Consider the following 17,285-nt stretch of genomic DNA (forward strand, 5'->3'; position numbering starts at 1 on the left):
TCCCATTTAAGTAAGCGCTTACAAAAATCTTGAAGGGAGACGATTATGAACAAAGGCAGGAAAAGGTGGAGGAAACTGTTGGCGGCTTCATCTCTATTATTGCTCACCCTTGTTCCGGCGGTTTCGGAACAAGCGGAAGCAGGCGGAACGCAAGCGGCGCAAGCCAGACAAATGGAGTCGCTGGCACGGGGGCTTGTCGCTGTCAAAACTGGAAACGGCGTTTTTGTGAGCTGGCGGCTGCTCGGGACAGAGCCGTCTTCTGTTTCATTTAATGTGTATCGAAACGGACGGAAACTGAACAATTCCCCGATTACGTCCAGTACAAATTATCAGGATGCGGGGGGAGATACAAATGCTTCCTATTACGTACGCGCCGTATTAAACGGCAGGGAGCAGGCGCCTTCTGAAACAGTCGGTGTCTGGGGGAAGAATTACAAATCGATCCCGCTGCAGAAGCCGGCCGGCGGGAAAACCCCTGATGGCGTGTCATACACTTACAGCGCCAATGATGCAAGCGTCGGTGACCTTGATGGTGACGGCGAATACGAGATGATTCTTAAATGGGATCCATCCAACTCAAAGGACAATTCGCAGGACGGTTATACAGGAGAAGTGTTTATCGACGCTTATAAGCTTGACGGCACGAGAATGTGGAGAATCGGCCTTGGCAAAAACATCCGCGCCGGCGCCCATTATACGCAGTTCCTCGTTTATGATTTCGACGGCGACGGAAAAGCGGAAATCGCGATGAAGACGGCTGACGGAACAAAAGATGGAAAAGGAAAGGTGATCGGCAGCGCCAATGCCGACTATCGGAATGCCCAAGGCCGGGTTTTGTCAGGACCTGAATATTTGACGATTTTTAAAGGTGATACGGGCGGCGAGCTTGCAACGGTAGACTACGAACCTGCGCGCGGAAATGTAGCCGATTGGGGAGACAGCTACGGCAACAGGGTTGACCGTTTTCTCGCCGGTGTCGCATATCTTGACGGAGAACGGCCAAGCATTGTGATGGCGCGCGGCTATTACACGAGGACGGTGCTTGTCGCTTATAACTGGAGAGATGGAAAGCTGACAAAACGGTGGACGTTTGATTCAAACACACCTGGAAATGAGGCATATGCAGGACAGGGCAACCACAGTTTGAGTGTGGCAGATGTTGACGGCGATGGGAAAGATGAAATTTTATACGGTGCAATGGCGGTCGATCATGACGGCAAAGGGATGTATTCAACGGGATGGGGGCATGGAGATGCCATGCATGCCGGAAACCTTGATCAGTCAAGAGCGGGATTGGAAGTATTTCAAGTTCATGAAAACAGCCACTCTCCTTACGGGTTGTCATTCCGCGATGCGGCAACCGGAAAACTGATTTGGGGCGTCCACGCCGGAAAGGATGTCGGACGCGGGATGGCGGCTGACATTGATCCGCGCCATGAGGGAGCAGAAGTATGGGCAAATGGCGGTCTGTACACGGCAAAAGGCGTAAAGATCGGCAGCGCTCTGCCTTCTTCAACGAACTTTGGCATCTGGTGGGACGGAGATCTTCAGCGGGAGCTTCTTGACAGCAACAGAATTGATAAATGGGACTATCAAAATGCGAGAACGATCAATTTGCTGACAGCTGCGGGAGCTTCTTCAAACAACGGTACAAAAGCAACGCCCGCTTTGCAGGCTGACATTCTCGGCGACTGGCGCGAAGAAGTGATATGGCGCACCGCTGACAGCAGTTCATTGCGCATCTACACGACAACTGCCGTGACAAACCACCGTATTTATACGCTGATGCATGACGCTGTCTATCGTCTCGGAATAGCCTGGCAAAACGTCGGCTACAATCAGCCGCCGCACACTAGTTTCTATTTGGGAGAAGGCATGCCGGCTCAAGAGAAGCCGAATATTTATACACGCGCTGATCAAAAAGGAGAGCTGGAAAAATGAAGACACATCTTCGTTTTATCAGAATGATTTCCTTGCTCTTCCTCCTCTTGGCGGGGTTCGGAGGCCTGGCAGATCCGCAAAAAGCTGCTGCTGAAACCGGTCGGCAACTCTTCCTTTTTGACTTTGGAGCGGGCCCGGCAGAAAAAGATTATATGAAAGTGGAGGAGACATCCGCTTACAAAAAGGATAAGGGGTATGGGTTTTCCCATTTGGACGGAATCAAATGCAAACGGACAGAAAAAAAGGAAGCATTGCGCAAAGACTACTGCTTTGTAAATCAGTCTGCATTTTTAACAGATCTTGAAAATGGAACATACCAAGTTACAGTATTTGCCTCATCAGCTGAAGAAGTGGCACTTTTTGCAGAAGGCGAAGCAGTGGGATCGATTCCGGCAGGAGCAAAGGGAAGTGAGGCGGAAAAAGCCTTCACGGTTTCAATTGAAGATGGAAGGCTTGATCTTGAGTGGCGCGGAGCATCACCAAAGGTGTATGCCGTTGAAATTTCGAAAATCCATCAATTTGATTTCGGGGATGGGCCGGCAGCACCCGGATTTACGCCGGTTTCTGCCAGAGCTGGCTATGATCCTGACAAAGGCTACGGATTTGACGACGCATCCAAGGTGTCCTGTACAGACCGCGGCACGGATGATCCGCTTCGCTCAGATTTTTGCACCTCCGACGGCACCTCGTTTTCCCTCGATCTGCCGAACGGTACGTATGAAGTAAAGATCATCACCGGGGATGCGCTGCAAAAAACGAATATGGATGTACGGGCAAACGGGATGCTTCAGCTTTATTCGTTTGGAGCAGGAGCGGGCGGATACAATGAAAAAACCTTTCCGATTACGATTTCTGACGGCCGCCTCTCCATTCAATGCATGACGGCAAGAACGCTGCCCCGTGTCAATGCAGTGGTCATCACGAAAACGGCTTATCATAGAACCGATGACAAAACGACGGTTTTTCTGGCCGGTGACTCCACGGTATCCGACTATGAACCCGGATATGCGCCGATGGCCGGCTGGGGGCAGTTTTTAGGCGGTTATTTTACCAATGAGATTGTCATTGACAACCAGGCGAAACGGGCAAGGAGCGCGAAAAGCTTTGTTGATGAACGATCCCTTGATACGATCTTGAATCGCATGAAACAGGGGGACTATCTGTTTATTCAGTTCGGCATAAATGATGCAGGACCGGACCCGGCCCGCCATACAGATCCTTATACGACATTTCAGGACTATTTGAGAATGTACATTGCAAGTGCCCAGGAAAAAGGAGGACATCCCGTGCTCGTCACTTCCCAAAGCAAGCGGACGTTCGATGAAAACGGCGTTTTTTACAACAGCATCGGAGAGTATCCGAATGCGATGAAGCAGCTCGGCCGGGAGATGAATGTGCCTGTCATCGATCTGAACAGAAAAAGCCTCGCTTTTTACAATACGATCGGTATTGAAGCGACTAAAAAAGTGTTTATGTTTTTAGAGCCAGGCGAGAGCCCGAATTATCCGGACGGTGCGCAGGACAGAGTGCATTTTCAGGAGTACGGAGCCAATCAATTGGCAAGGCTCGTCACAGAAGAGATTTCGGATCTGAACCTTTATCCGCTTAAACGCGCGTTAAGGAAATAAGCAGACAGCCGTCGGGGGAATCATACAAATGATTCTCCCGATCAGCCAAAACCGAAAGGAGAGCTGGCGATGAAGAGTGCAGAAGACAGCCTGGCTGCCGAAGGCTTTCACCAAGACAAAACAGCGGCTAAGCCGAGGCAAATGGAGTGCTTAAACCGAGGTCTTATTGCAGTGAAAACAGAAAGAGGCGTTTTCATCAGCTGGAGATTGCTGGGGACAGATCCTCATGAAACAGCCTTTAACATTTATCGCGATGGAACGCGAATCAATGCCAGCCCCATTTCATCATCAACCAATTATCTCGACGAACACGGCGATGAAAAATCCGTCTATTTCGTCAAATCGATTCTTCGTGGGAAAGAGTGCGCGAAATCAAAAGAAACGTCCGTCTGGAAGAAGCCGTATATGGATGTTCCGCTCAATAAGCCGTTAGGCGGGACGGCCCCTGACGGCAAAGCTTACACATACAGCGCTAATGACGCCAGCATCGGCGATCTTGACGGTGACGGCGAATATGAAATCGTGCTCAAATGGGATCCGTCCAATTCAAAAGACAATGCCCATAACGGCTATACCGGTGAAGTGTTCATAGACGCCTATAAGCTTGACGGCACATTTTTATGGAGAATCAACCTCGGGAAAAACATCCGCGCTGGCGCCCATTATACCCAGTTTATGGTCTATGATCTTGACGGTGACGGAAAAGCGGAAATCGCCATGAAAACGGCTGACGGGACGATGGACGGGACAGGCAGGGTAATCGGTGATCATAATGCTGATTACAGAAATGAGCAAGGGAGGATTTTATCAGGCCCTGAATACTTGTCCATTTTTGCTGGTGAAACGGGCGAGGAATTGGTGACCGTCGATTATGATCCGCCGCGCGGCAGGCTTGAAGACTGGGGAGACGGCTACGGCAACCGAATGGACCGGTTTCTTGCCGGTATTGCCTATTTGGATGGAGAAAGGCCGAGTTTGGTGATGGCACGCGGCTATTACACAAGAACAGTGCTTGCTGCTTATAACTTCCGCGGCGGCCGGCTAACCAAGCTATGGACCTTTGACAGTGACAAGCCTGAATATGCCGCATATGCCGGACAGGGGAATCACAGCCTCAGCGTTGCCGATGTGGATGGCGATGGGAAGGATGAAGTCATCTACGGTGCAATGGCCGTCGATCATGACGGAACAGGACTTTATACGACCGGGCTTGGACACGGGGATGCGATGCACCTGAGCGACCTTGACCCTGATAGGCCGGGGCTTGAAGTTTTTCAAGTTCATGAAGATCCGCGCCTTCCTTACGGCCTGTCTTTCCGCGATGCGGAAACAGGTGAGGTTCTTTGGGGCATCCCTGCCGATACTGATGTCGGACGGGGAATGGCGGCGCATATCGATCCCCGCTATCAAGGCGCACTTGTTTGGGCGATCGATCCTCCTGGAAGTGAAGGACATTCATACGGCCTATATACGTGTAAGGGAGAAAAAATCAGCGATGCGCCCCCGGTCTCAGCCAATTTTGCGATTTGGTGGGACGGGGATCTGCTCCGTGAACTGCTTGACCACGATTGGAAAGAGCCCGAAGGCGTGCCGAAAATTGATAAGTGGGACTATCACTGCGGCAGGCTGATCAATCTTCTCACAGCTGAAGGAACGCTTTCCAACAACTGGACGAAAGGGACGCCTGTTCTTCAGGCGAATATATTTGGCGATTGGCGGGAAGACGTGATGTTCAGAACGGCAGAAAGCGATGCGTTGCGAATTTATACAACAACTGAATTGACTGAACACCGTTTTTATACGTTCATGCATGATCCTGTCTATCGTTTGGCGGTCGCCTGGCAAAATGTTGCTTACAATCAGCCGCCGCACCCGGGCTTTTATTTGGGGACAGGGATGAAAAAACCGCCCCAGCCGAATATTTATACAGTTTCTGCTAATGGAAAATCCACATTTAATGATGGTGAACAAAAATATATTGACTAAAATTATAAAGTGTGGTATAATAAAATATTTATTTGACAAAATATAAATCCGCTATTAATCTATTTGATGTACAGTAAAGCTGTATGCCATTTTAGCGTAAGGAGCGGATGAACCGATGAGACTATCAGATGGGCTTGAGATGCTTGAATTGGGCAGCGAAGCTTTTGGCCATAAAATTGTACTGAATCCGGTGCTTGTATGGGATGAGGAAGACGCCGTTTTAATTGACACCGGCATGCCGGGGCAACTTGACCAAATCCTTAAGGGGCTGAGCGGCACGGGAATCTCCTTAGGGATGCTGAAGGCGGTTGTTTTGACGCATCAAGATATTGACCACATCGGCAATCTTCCTGATCTTTTACAGGAAGCGGACGGACGGGCGAAAAGCTATGCCCATAAGCTTGAAAAGCCGTATATTGAAGGCGAGCGTCCACTGCTGAAAACAGATCCGGGGAAGATAGACGATGAGACAAAACAAGCATTGCCGAAAGATCTTCTCACTATATATGAAAATCCGCCGAAGGCAAAAATTGACCGCCTTTTGGAAGACGGAATGGAGCTGCCGTTTTGCGGCGGCATTCAGGTCATCGCTACACCTGGGCATACAGACGGTCATATCAGCCTTTATTTGAAAAAAAGCAAAACATTAATTACGGGCGATGCATTGGTTTGTTCCGAAGGCATTTTACAGCCGCCCATTCCTAAGGTGACACCCGATATGAAGCAGGCGGTCCAATCGCTTGAGAAACTTTTGCCATTCGATATCAACAGGGTGATCTGTTATCACGGCGGAGCTGTTGAAGGAGACCCTAAAGAACGGATCAGGGAGATCATGAATCAGGCAAACTCGTAACCTACTGTAAAAATAAAAAGATGGATGGAGCGGCTGTTAGCCGCTATCTTTCTATGTAAAGCAAAAAAGTATGATTGTGAACTGAAACCTGCTCCCATAAAATGAATGGTAAGCGATTTCATTCCAGGGGAAAAGGGGACGAATATGGAGTATCAGGTAAATGGCAACCGTTATAAAAATTTGGTATATAACCGCTGCGGACGTTCGGGGCTGAAGCATAGCCTGGCTTTTAAAAGATCCCCGAGTCACTTCAGTTTGAATCGGGGCAAGCAAAGCCGAGCAGATCGAAGAAAATGTTGTTGCGATAGGGTCACCTGGTTTTTCAAATGAAACTCGGCAGGATAGAAAAGATTTTTTATGAAAAGGAGTGGTCATATTGACAATCAGCATTTATTTGGCCGGTGATTCGACAGTGCAAAATTATCAGGCAGACTCGCCGCAGGGAGGCTGGGGTGAATTTCTCCAATCCTATTTGACGGGAGATGTACAGGTGATCAATCGGGCGATCGGAGGCCGGAGTTCAAAAACCTTTGTTGAAGAAGGAAGGCTCGCCTCGATTTTAGATGTGATCAAAAAAGGCGACTGGCTGTTCGTACAAATGGGGCACAATGATGCATCGAAAGATAAACCTGAGCGTTATACTGAGCCGTATACGACTTATAAACAATACTTAAAAATGTATGTCGAAGGGGCGCGCCAAAAAGGTGCCGAACCGCTTCTCATAACCCCTGTGGCAAGGCTTCATTACAAGGACGGCGTCTTTTTGAACGATTTTCCCGACTATTGCATTGCCATGAAACAGGTGGCGGATGAAGAAAATGTCCGCTTAATCGATTTGATGGATAAAAGCCTCCAGCATTTTGCCGAAAAAGGCTACAGTGAGATTTTTAAATATTTCATGATTTCAGAAAATGTCAACGATTACACCCATTTCACCAAAAAAGGCGCCCGGAAAATGGCGAAGCTCGTGTCAGCCGGCATTCAGGAGCTCAGTCTGCCATTTGTAAAAAAGACGGTGTGAAAATGAACAGAAAACTGTATCACGGCGCCTGCTTTTATCCCGAATTATGGGATGAATCGGTTCTTGAAGAAGATATCAGAATGATGAAAGAAACGGGGATCAATGTCGTCAGAATCGGAGAGTTTGCCTGGTCGAAAATGGAGCCTGAGGAAGGGGAAATCGATGTCGGCTTTTTTGTGAACGTGATCAAAAAGCTTTATGATAATCAAATTGAAACCGTGATGTGCACACCGACCCCGACTCCGCCGATTTGGCTTACCCACGGACACCCGGAAAGACTGCATGTGAATGAAAAAGGGGAGACGATGGGGCATGGTTCTAGACAGCATGTCTGTACAAACCATCCATATTTCAGAGAGCGGGCCCGGCTGATCACCGAGCACATTGCCAAAGAAATCGGCGGTCTGCCTGGACTTGCCGGCTGGCAGCTTGACAATGAATTCAAATGCCATGTCACAGAATGCATGTGTGAAACGTGCAAAACATTGTGGCACAAATGGCTAAAGGAGCGTTATCAGTCGATTGACCGCCTCAACGAAGCGTGGGGAACTGATATTTGGAGTGAAACATACCAGCGCTTTGATCAAGTCCCGCAGCCCGGTCTGACACCGTTTTTACACAACTCTTCTTTAAGGACGATGTATCAGCTGTTTTCAATGGAAAAAATCGCCGAGTTTGCATGTGAACAAGCAGCAGTCATCAGGTCTTACTCTGATGCGCCGATCACCCATAACAGCAGTGTTATGTTCGGCGTGAATAATGAAGAACTGTTCAGAGGCCTTGACTTTGCATCTTTTGATACGTATGCCACCCAAGAGAACAGCGCTGCCTTTTTGTTTAACTGTGATTTATGGAGAAACATAAAAAAAGGGCGGGCTTTTTGGATTATGGAAACAAGCCCTTCTTACAGCGCTTCACTTGAAAGCTATGCTCTGCCGCATGAAAACGGCTATTTGAAAGCCGAAGCAGTGTCATCCTATGCCCTGGGAGGAGCCGCCTTCTGCTATTGGCTGTGGCGGCAGCAGAGAGCGGGTTCTGAACAGCCGCACGGTGCCGTCCTCAGCGCATGGGGGGAGCCGGATGTAGGGTATCGGAACGTACTTGAAGTCGAGCGCGCCAGAAAAGAGATCGAGAACATCATGCTGGCGACTGTTCCCGTCCAGGCAGAAACGGCTGTCGTCTATTCAGACCGTGCGAAGGTGTTATTAAAAACGGAGCCCCACCGCCGCCTCCATTACAGGGCGCTTATTACCGAATTTTATGAACGGTTTTTATCATTGGGCATCCACAGGGACGTCATTTTGGAAGGGAGCCCGCTTGACGGATATAAACTGCTGTTTACGCCATTTATTCATTATTTGCCGCCTGAATTTATCGAAAAGGCATCAGCATTTACAGAAAACGGCGGAATCTGGATAGCGGGCCCTTTGACAGGAGGGAGAACGGAACATCATACGATTCACACAGATTGCGGGTTGGGGGATTTAGAAAAATGCGCCGGTGTAAAAACACTCTTTACTTATCCGATGGATGAACGGAACACAATCGGAAAAGCTTTTGGTGTCAAGGCGCCGCTGAGCCTATGGAGCGCTGTTTTTGAATCCGGTCATGCTGAGGCGGTCGGTATCATCGAAAAAGGGGCGGCGCCCGGCAAGGCATTCATAACAGAGCATAAACGCGGAAAAGGAAAAATCGTCATGCTCGGCTCCATGCCTGCAGGGGAAGCCGGAGATATCATGCTGAAAAAGCTGATCAGCCATTATGCCGAAGAAGCCGGTGTCACACAGGGAACGGATGCTACGCCCGGTACGATCGTCGCTCCGCGGAGAGGGCCGGACGGCATTGTCTGGGTGGTCGTCAATATGGACGGCAAAGGAGGAGAAGTGACGCTTCCTGAGGATGGCACCGACCTGATATCAGGCGAGCGGTCGGCAAACCGCTTGAAGCTCACACCGTATGAATACCGTGTGATTCAGTTTCCGAAATAAATAGAGCGCAAAGCCGCTGACATTGTCGGCGGCTTTTCTTTTGCTTCCTTTAAAGAAACAAAAGAAGGGCTATTTCGCAAAAAAGGAGAAAATACACTGCCTGTCTCGGGCAAAAAAAGACCATTGACGGTCAAAATGCCGGAAAGGGAAAATACAGACTGACAAAAGCTTTAAAGGGAAAGGAGGAATGCTTGTGAAGGCACAGGCTGAAGTAAAATGGCTGAAATCACCGCCTGCCTCGGGCGGCGTAACATGGGGAGTTCCTTGGGGAAAAGGCGTGCTGCAAAAAGAAGATGAGATCACCATCACCGATTCGAACAACAGCGCTCCGCTTTTACAGACATGGCCGCTGGGATATTGGCCGGACGGCTCTGTGAAATGGACGGGGCATGCCGCTGTTTTCACAGAAGAAAGCGGGAGCCGTTTTTCTCTGCATAAAGGAAAGCTTCAAACAACTGAACACACCCTTCACATAACAGAGGAGGAAGACAGCATAACAGTCAACACCGGGGAGATGGTCTGCAAACTGGAGAAAACAGGCTCCTCATTGTTCAGCTCGATTTCCATTTCCGGGGAAATGATGGCGAAAACCGGACGGCTCATCGCTCTGATAGAAAAAAGGACCGGTACAGATTCACACAGGACATATCAAATTGAACGGTTTGAGAGCATGATCAATAAGGTGACAGTTGAACAAAACGGTCCGGTTAAAGCGGTCATCAAGGCTGAGGGGGTTCACCGGGGCGGTGGCCGGGAGAAGACATGGCTGCCGTTTGCCGTCAGGATTTCATTTTATGCCGGTGTATCGGCTATCAGGATCATGCACACGGTTTTCATCGACAGTGATGCCGAACATGAATGGGTGAGAGGGCTCGGCCTTGAATGTTTCGCCGTTTTCAAGGGAGAGCCGCGGAATCGGCACATACGGTATGCAGCGGACAGCGGGATTTATAGTGAGCCGGCTCAGCTGCTTGTTACAAGAAGGTTTAACGAAGCAAACGGGTTTTATGAAAAACAAATTGCCGGACAGCCGGTAAGGGAAGATGCCGATTCCTCTGCATTGATTCGCGATGCCAGTCGCAATGCCGTTTGGAATGATTTTAAGCTTGTTCAAGATTCTCCTCTTCACTACAGTGTAAAGAAACGGACTGATCGGGATTGCGCTTGGGTCGATGCGATTCATGGCGGGAGAGCGAACGGGCTGATGTATGCGGGAGGAGAAAACGGCGGAATCGCCTTGGGGCTAAGGGATTTTTTTGAAAAATATCCGTCTTCACTTGAAACGTCAGGACTTGCTGCTGATGAAACGAAATTGACGGTATGGTTTTGGCCTCCTGAAGCTGAAGCGATGGATTTCCGCCACTATTCAAAGGAGAGCCATGTTGAAAGCGCCTATGAAGGCTTTTCGGAAATGCGCTCAACAGCCTTCGGTATCGCCAATACAAGCGAAGTCAATCTCAAATGTTTTACAAAGCCGCCAAGCCATGAAGAACTGGATGTATTGGCGGATGAATGGCAAAATCCCCCGCTTTTAATTTGCGATCCTGATTATTATTACAAAACCCGCGCTTTAGGGATGTGGAGTTTGAAAGATAAAAGCGGACCATTTCAAGCGGTGCTTGAAGAACAGCTTGACGAGGCTTTCCAATTTTATAAAAACGAAGTTGATCAGCGCAGCTGGTACGGGTATTGGCATTACGGAGATGTAATGCATACGTATGACTCCGTCCGGCATGTGTGGCGGTATGACCTCGGCGGCTATGCCTGGCAAAACACGGAACTCGTCCCGAATCTATGGCTTTGGCAGACGTTTCTCAGGTCGGGAAGGGAAGATGTTTTTCGAATGGCAGAAGCGATGACGCGTCATACAAGCGAGGTTGACTGCTACCATTTCGGGGAATACAAAGGGCTCGGATCAAGGCACAATGTCCTTCACTGGGGCTGCGGCTGCAAAGAAGCGAGAATCAGTATGGCCGGACTCCATAAAACGTATTATTTTTTGACGGCGGATGAACGCATCGGCGACATTTTAACCGAAGTGAAGGATGCTGACACAGCTCTAAAGCGGCTGGACCCGATGAGAGCGTATTATCCAAAAGGTGCGTTTCCAACGCACGCAAGAGTCGGTCCAGATTGGACGGCATTTTGTTCCAACTGGCTGACACAATGGGAACGGACGGGTGACACGGCATATTTGGCAAAAATCGAGAAGGGGATCAGCCAGCTTAAAGCGCTGCCGCTTCGTTTATTATCAGGCCCGACGTTTGGCTATGATCCGGCAAATGCACATCTGTTTCATATGGGGGACGGAAATGAGGGCGGATATCACATGGTCATCGCTTTCGGTGCTCCGCAAGTGTGGATGGAGCTGTCCGGGCTCTTGGAAGATGAAGAATGGAATGAGATGCTTGGCGAATTTGGCGAATTTTATTTGCTCAGCGATGAAGAGAAGCGCCGCAGAAGCGGAGGGAAGCTCCATGATGATTTGTTCCATTGGCCGATGTTTGCCGCTCTAATGGCCGCATATGCAGCACATCGGAATCAAGACCGGGAGCTCGCCGAAAAAGCGTGGCGCCTGTTGCTTGATGAAAAACAAAGCCATACACCGCTGCCGATTGCACCGAAACAGGCGGACTGCTGGAAGAGTCTAGCGGAAATTCCCTGGGTGACGACGAACTGCATATCACAATGGTGTTTAAACACAATTGCGGTGCTGGAGCTGCTCGGCGATATGCTGCCGAGTCAAGAGATGCAAGAAAAGGTGATCGCTTGCAAATCAGGAGCAGTGCGGTGAAACGGCAGGCAAAAAATGAAGATTGCCGGAAAAATGTAAGCGCTTTAAATTTAGTTTAAATAATAAAGGGGGAATCATAAAATGCCGAAGCTGAAATACGGGGGAAAAAAGTGGCTGGTCTCGTCCGCCGTCTTTTTTCTTCTCATGGGATGCAGTTCGAACGAAACATCTAAACAAAATGGCAATGAGAAGGAAAAGGACGCCATCCGCATTATGGCGCCGCTCCTTTCGCCGGAAAGTCCGGGAGAAAACAGCCCATCGTTAAAAGCGCTCGAAAAATATACGAAAAAACAAATTAACGTGACATGGGTTCCTAACTCTTCCTATAACGATAAATTTAACATTGTCATGGCGTCAGGAGATTTGCCGCACGCCATCGTCGTGACGGATAAGTCGCCCGGATTTATCAAGTCAGTCAAATCCGGAGCGTTCTGGGAGCTTACCCCATACTTAAAAGATTATCCAAACCTCGGCAAGGCTGATGAAAAAGTCATGAAGAACAGCTCAATCAACGGTAAGGTTTACGGCATATACAGGGCAAGAGATCTGATCAGAGCCTCCATCATCATCAGAACCGACTGGCTTAAACATGTCGGGCTCGACATGCCGAAAACGATCGATGATTTTTATGAAGTGCTGAAAGCGTTTAAAGAAAAAGATCCTGACGGGAATGGCAAAGATGATACGTACGGGATGGTTGTGCCAAAATGGATGGGGCTCGGCAACGGAAGTCCGTGGGATATCATGCAGACTTGGTTCGGCGCGCCGAACCGCTATGGCGTAGATGAGAATGGAGAGCTCGTCCCCGACTTTACAACAGACGAATATATGGAGGCATTGCGGTTCTTTAAAAAGCTTTATGATGAACGGCTGATCAATAAAGATTTTGCTGTGATGGATTCGGCAAAGTGGAATGATCCAGTCGTCAAAGGAAAAGCGGGCGTGATCGTCGATACGGGTTCAAGAGCCTCGCAAATCCAAAGCGCATTGGAGGAAGCTGATCCTGCAAATAAAGATGTGATCGATGTCATCGGAACGGTTGAAGGGCCGAAGGGAACCTATACGTTCCCGACGTCCGGCTATGCGGGTATGATCGCGATCCCGAAACAGAGCGTCAAAACGGAAAAAGAACTGAAGAAGGTTTTGAGCTTCCTTGACCAAATGAATGATGAAGAGGCGCAGATCATTGTCAACAACGGAGTGGAAGGGCGCAATTATAAGCTTGATGACGGAACATTCACATCCTATGAAAAAAATAATAAAAAACTCCTTTACGAGCATGAAGGGCTGGCTCAATTCAGCATGGGTATTCCGGAACGAAGGTACTATATTGAAGAACAAACGTCCAAGCTGTTCCAGCACCGTGAACAAATCATCAAAGAAGGGGAAAAAATCGCCGTCTTCAATCCTGCTGAATCGCTCGTTTCAGATGTATACACCCAAAAAGGCGCACAGCTCGACAATATCATTCTTGACGCGAAAACACAGTTTATTATTGGAGACATTGATGAAAAAGGTTTTCAGGATGCCGTCCAGCTTTGGTATAAAAGCGGCGGCGAAGAGCTGATTAAAGAGCTTAATCAACTGTATCAGCAGACTAAATAGGCCATCTCCGAGGATGAGATGAAAGGGGGATGCAGCATATGGAAATCGTCACAAAAACGGAGAAGGCCGCTGTAAAGACAGAAAGGAAAACAAATTGGCTGACAGCCGTAAGACGGGATAAATGGCTTTACCTTCTGCTTGTTCCAGGTGTTTTATATTTTCTCATTTTTAAATATTGGCCGATGTGGGGCGTATTGATCGCTTTCAAAGATTACTCTCCATATCTCGGCTTTTGGCAGAGCGATTGGGTCGGATTCGAGTATTTTAAGGACTTTTTTATGAATCCCGATTTCTTCCGCCTGCTGTACAATACGCTTATGCTGGCCGCACTCGATTTGATTTTTGCGTTTCCGGCGCCGCTGATTGTCGCGCTTCTCCTGAATGAATTGAGGCATGCCATTTACAAAAGATGTATTCAGACATTTATTTACGTACCGCACTTTGTATCATGGACGATCGTCGTCAGCATGACATTTGTCTTTTTTACAGTTGATACCGGCGTGATCAATAAAATGCTTCAGAATATAACGGGCGGAGAGATTTCCTTTCTCTCTGATCCCGAATGGTTCAGGCCGATGATCGTGCTGCAAAGCATATGGAAGGAGACGGGGTGGGGAACGATTTTGTTTTTGGCAGCGCTTGCTGCGGTTGATCAGGAGCAATATGAAGCAGCCGTGATGGATGGTGCCGGGCGCTTCAGAAGAATGTGGCACATTACGCTGCCGGCCATCAGAAGCACGATTGTCGTACTCCTCATCTTAAGAATCGGAAGCTTTTTGAACATCGGTTTTGAGCAGATTTTTTTAATGACCAACTCTTTAAATCGAAGCGTGGCGGAGATTTTTGACACGTATGTGTATATTGTCGGAATTACCCAAGGGGCTTACAGCTACAGTACGGCAGTCGGTCTTTTTAAATCAGTCGTCGGCATCATCCTGATTTTCGGCGCCAACTATATTGCGAAAAAATTTGACCAGGACGGTCTGTTTTAATAAATGGAGGTGGGTGGAATGACCGGTTCAGAATCGATCCATAACACGAAAGCCGGGCGGGTGTTCGACTTGTTTAATATGTTGTTTCTCGGCTGCTTGGGGCTTGTGACGGTTTTGCCTTTTCTTTATATTATCGCCGGATCTTTTGCAACAGAAGCCGAGCTTTCGGAACGAAGCTTTTTTATCTTTCCTGAAACATTCTCACTGGATGCGTACCGCTATATTTTTTCAACACCGACATTTATCAAAAGCATGGGGGTATCCGTGTTAATTACCGTCGTAGGAACGGTAGTCCAGCTCTTTTTTACGTTTACGATGGCATATCCACTTGCCAAACGGCATATCAAGGGGAGGAACGTACTGCTGAATCTCGTCATTTTTGCGATGCTGTTCAGCGGCGGGATGATTCCGACGTACATCGTCGTCAAATCGCTCGGACTTCTTGATTCCTATTGGGCTTTGATTTTACCGATGGCCATCAATCCGTTCAATCTCATCATTATTAAAAATTTTTTTCAGCAGCTGCCGAAAGAGCTCGAAGAATCCGCCAAAATTGACGGCTGTTCGGAGATCGGCGTATTTCTCAGAATCGCGCTTCCGCTTTCAAAGCCGATCATTGCAACCTTCGCACTGTTTTATGCAGTCGGCATCTGGAACGACTTTTTTCATGCCTTGCTTTATATAAATGACAGCGCCAAATGGCCGCTGCAGATGGTGCTGCGCCAGGTCACAATTCTTTCCGATCTGACCGGGACGACGAATGACATGATGGAAAGCACGGTGCCGCCGGAACAGTCGATCAAATTGGCCGTCATCGTCATTGCAACACTTCCGATTTTAGCGGTTTACCCATTTCTGCAGAAGCATTTTGCCAAAGGGATATTGATCGGATCTGTAAAAGGATAAAAAGGCTGCCGGAAGGTCTCCGGCAGCCCAGGGCGGCTTTAGCTGACTGAGCCGCTATTTCTTTTTTTCATCCAAACATAAACCGGGAGTCCTACAAGGCCGATCAAAATTGACCACAGACAGCTGTAAAAGTCTGTTATCAGCGTGCTTAAAAGGACAAACAAGGATCCCGCAATAGCCGCAATCGGCAGGTAAGGGTAAAGCGGCACACTGTATGATCTCTCCATCCCGCTGTTTCGCCTCCGCAAAATAAACACCGCGAAAAATGCCATGACATAAAAGATGTAGATCATAAAAATCGAAACCTCTGACAGTTTTTCAGGATTGCTGATCAGCATTAAAACAACGGCAATCATGATCTGGACGATCACGGCAATCCAAGGCGTATGGAATGTCGGATGGACATGTGAGATCCAGCGTGAAAACGGGAGCTGATTTTTTTCGGCCATCGCAAAGATGACGCGGGGAAAAGACAGCACCTTTCCGTTTAAACATCCAAAAATACTGACGATAATTCCGATGGAGATCAGTTTTCCGCCAAGCGGTCCAAACAGCATCGAAGCCGCGGTGCTTGTCGCATTCTCACCGAGCTTAACGATTTGGTCTGCCGGTAAAATGTGAAGCAGCGCCAGATTGATAAACAGGTAGCAGGCCGTTACAATCAATATGCCCCCGCTCATCGCTTTCGGCAGGAGTTTTTCAGGGTTTTTCATCTCCCCTCCTAGCGCTGCGAGGAGAATCCAGCCGTCATAGGCAAACAATGTCGCCAAAACAGCCGCGCCGAAATTCTGCCCGCCGATACTGCTGCTGACGGCGCTGAAAATATGTTCATCGCCTTGCCATAACCCAAAGACGATAATAAATACAATGGGAATCAGCTTTCCGACCGTTGTGATCGTCTGAACCGCTCCGCCGTACTTTGTTCCGATAATGTTGACGATGCACAAAAAAGCGACGGAAACGATGCCGATAAGCGCGGCCCATGATTTGTCCCAGGAAAACAGGTTGGCCATGAGCGAACCGAAATATAATCCGAGTGCGCCGATGATCGCCGGTCCGTAAATGATGATCTGAACCCAGCCGCACAAAAAGCCCCAAAATTCCCCGTATATTTCTTCAAGATACGTGTACAGTCCGCCTGTTTTTGGAATTTGTGTCCCGAGCTCGGCGATGGTCAATCCGCCCGCAAGCGTCAAAAATCCTCCGAGAATCCAGGCGAAAAGCGCAATCTGGGCGTTTCCAGAATAAGAAAGAACACTGCCGGGCTTCATAAACACACCTGAGCCGATGATCGTTCCTATGACAAGAGAAAGCGCAAATAATAAGCCAATCTCTTTTTTTAGTCCGTTTGTTTCTGCATTCATTTGTCCGCCTCCCATTGCTTCATAATCTTTTTATAAAAAACTATTTCTATATTGTAATACCTTTTTTTCAAAACGAAAATAAAATAAATTTTCTGATTTTCGTATTTCCTGTCATTGTCAGTGTGTTTTATTGCTGAAAGTTCGAGAATGGATGTTTATATACGAACTTTAATGGTTATTTCGATTCGTATTGTTAGGTTTTTGGTG

At 48.3% G+C, this 17,285-nt stretch carries 11 protein-coding genes; 10 read left to right on the forward strand and 1 reads right to left on the reverse strand.

The window, feature by feature from the left end; translation table 11 throughout:
* The first annotated feature begins 45 nt into the window (after window positions 1-45).
* From BTA30_RS16050 to BTA30_RS16095, 10 genes are all read left to right on the forward strand, one after another.
* Window positions 46-1,941, forward strand: coding sequence for a rhamnogalacturonan lyase (locus BTA30_RS16050; protein ID WP_076762313.1), 1,896 nt, complete (start codon window positions 46-48; stop codon window positions 1,939-1,941).
* Window positions 1,938-3,569: a GDSL-type esterase/lipase family protein gene (locus tag BTA30_RS16055; protein ID WP_239693556.1), complete on the forward strand. Its 1,632-nt coding sequence runs from the start codon at window positions 1,938-1,940 to the stop codon at window positions 3,567-3,569. The genes BTA30_RS16050 and BTA30_RS16055 overlap by 4 nt, the downstream gene beginning before the upstream one ends.
* Window positions 3,570-3,638: 69 nt before the next feature.
* Window positions 3,639-5,555: a rhamnogalacturonan lyase gene (locus BTA30_RS16060; RefSeq protein WP_076762314.1), complete on the forward strand. Its 1,917-nt coding sequence runs from the start codon at window positions 3,639-3,641 to the stop codon at window positions 5,553-5,555.
* 115 nt (window positions 5,556-5,670) lie between these two features.
* The gene (locus BTA30_RS16065) at window positions 5,671-6,408 is read left to right on the forward strand and encodes an MBL fold metallo-hydrolase (protein WP_076762315.1); all 738 of its coding nucleotides are present in this window, start codon (window positions 5,671-5,673) and stop codon (window positions 6,406-6,408) included.
* A 376-nt stretch (window positions 6,409-6,784) separates the two neighbouring features.
* Window positions 6,785-7,429, forward strand: coding sequence for a rhamnogalacturonan acetylesterase (locus BTA30_RS16070; protein ID WP_076762316.1), 645 nt, complete (start codon window positions 6,785-6,787; stop codon window positions 7,427-7,429).
* A 2-nt stretch (window positions 7,430-7,431) separates the two neighbouring features.
* Window positions 7,432-9,417 (forward strand): beta-galactosidase, encoded by a 1,986-nt coding sequence (locus BTA30_RS16075; RefSeq protein WP_076762317.1) that lies wholly within the window; start codon window positions 7,432-7,434, stop codon window positions 9,415-9,417.
* A 187-nt stretch (window positions 9,418-9,604) separates the two neighbouring features.
* A complete protein-coding gene (locus BTA30_RS16080; protein ID WP_076762318.1) occupies window positions 9,605-12,211 on the forward strand; it encodes an exo-rhamnogalacturonan lyase family protein in 2,607 nt (868 codons plus the stop codon).
* Between the two features lie 144 nt (window positions 12,212-12,355).
* Complete coding sequence (locus BTA30_RS16085) at window positions 12,356-13,816, forward strand: extracellular solute-binding protein (RefSeq protein WP_411813165.1); 1,461 nt, start codon at window positions 12,356-12,358, stop codon at window positions 13,814-13,816.
* A 38-nt stretch (window positions 13,817-13,854) separates the two neighbouring features.
* On the forward strand, window positions 13,855-14,808 hold the full coding sequence (locus BTA30_RS16090) for an ABC transporter permease (protein WP_076762320.1): 954 nt from the start codon (window positions 13,855-13,857) through the stop codon (window positions 14,806-14,808).
* Between the two features lie 18 nt (window positions 14,809-14,826).
* Window positions 14,827-15,714, forward strand: a complete 888-nt coding sequence (locus BTA30_RS16095) for a carbohydrate ABC transporter permease (protein WP_076762321.1) — start codon at window positions 14,827-14,829, stop codon at window positions 15,712-15,714.
* 38 nt (window positions 15,715-15,752) lie between these two features.
* Here the strand turns inward: BTA30_RS16095 and BTA30_RS16100 are convergent, their stop codons facing one another.
* Window positions 15,753-17,078: an APC family permease gene (locus BTA30_RS16100; protein ID WP_076762322.1), complete on the reverse strand. Its 1,326-nt coding sequence runs from the start codon at window positions 17,076-17,078 to the stop codon at window positions 15,753-15,755.
* Window positions 17,079-17,285 lie beyond the last annotated feature (207 nt).

The organism is Bacillus swezeyi (assembly GCF_001969815.1).
In the GTDB taxonomy this organism is placed as follows: domain Bacteria; phylum Bacillota; class Bacilli; order Bacillales; family Bacillaceae; genus Bacillus; species Bacillus swezeyi.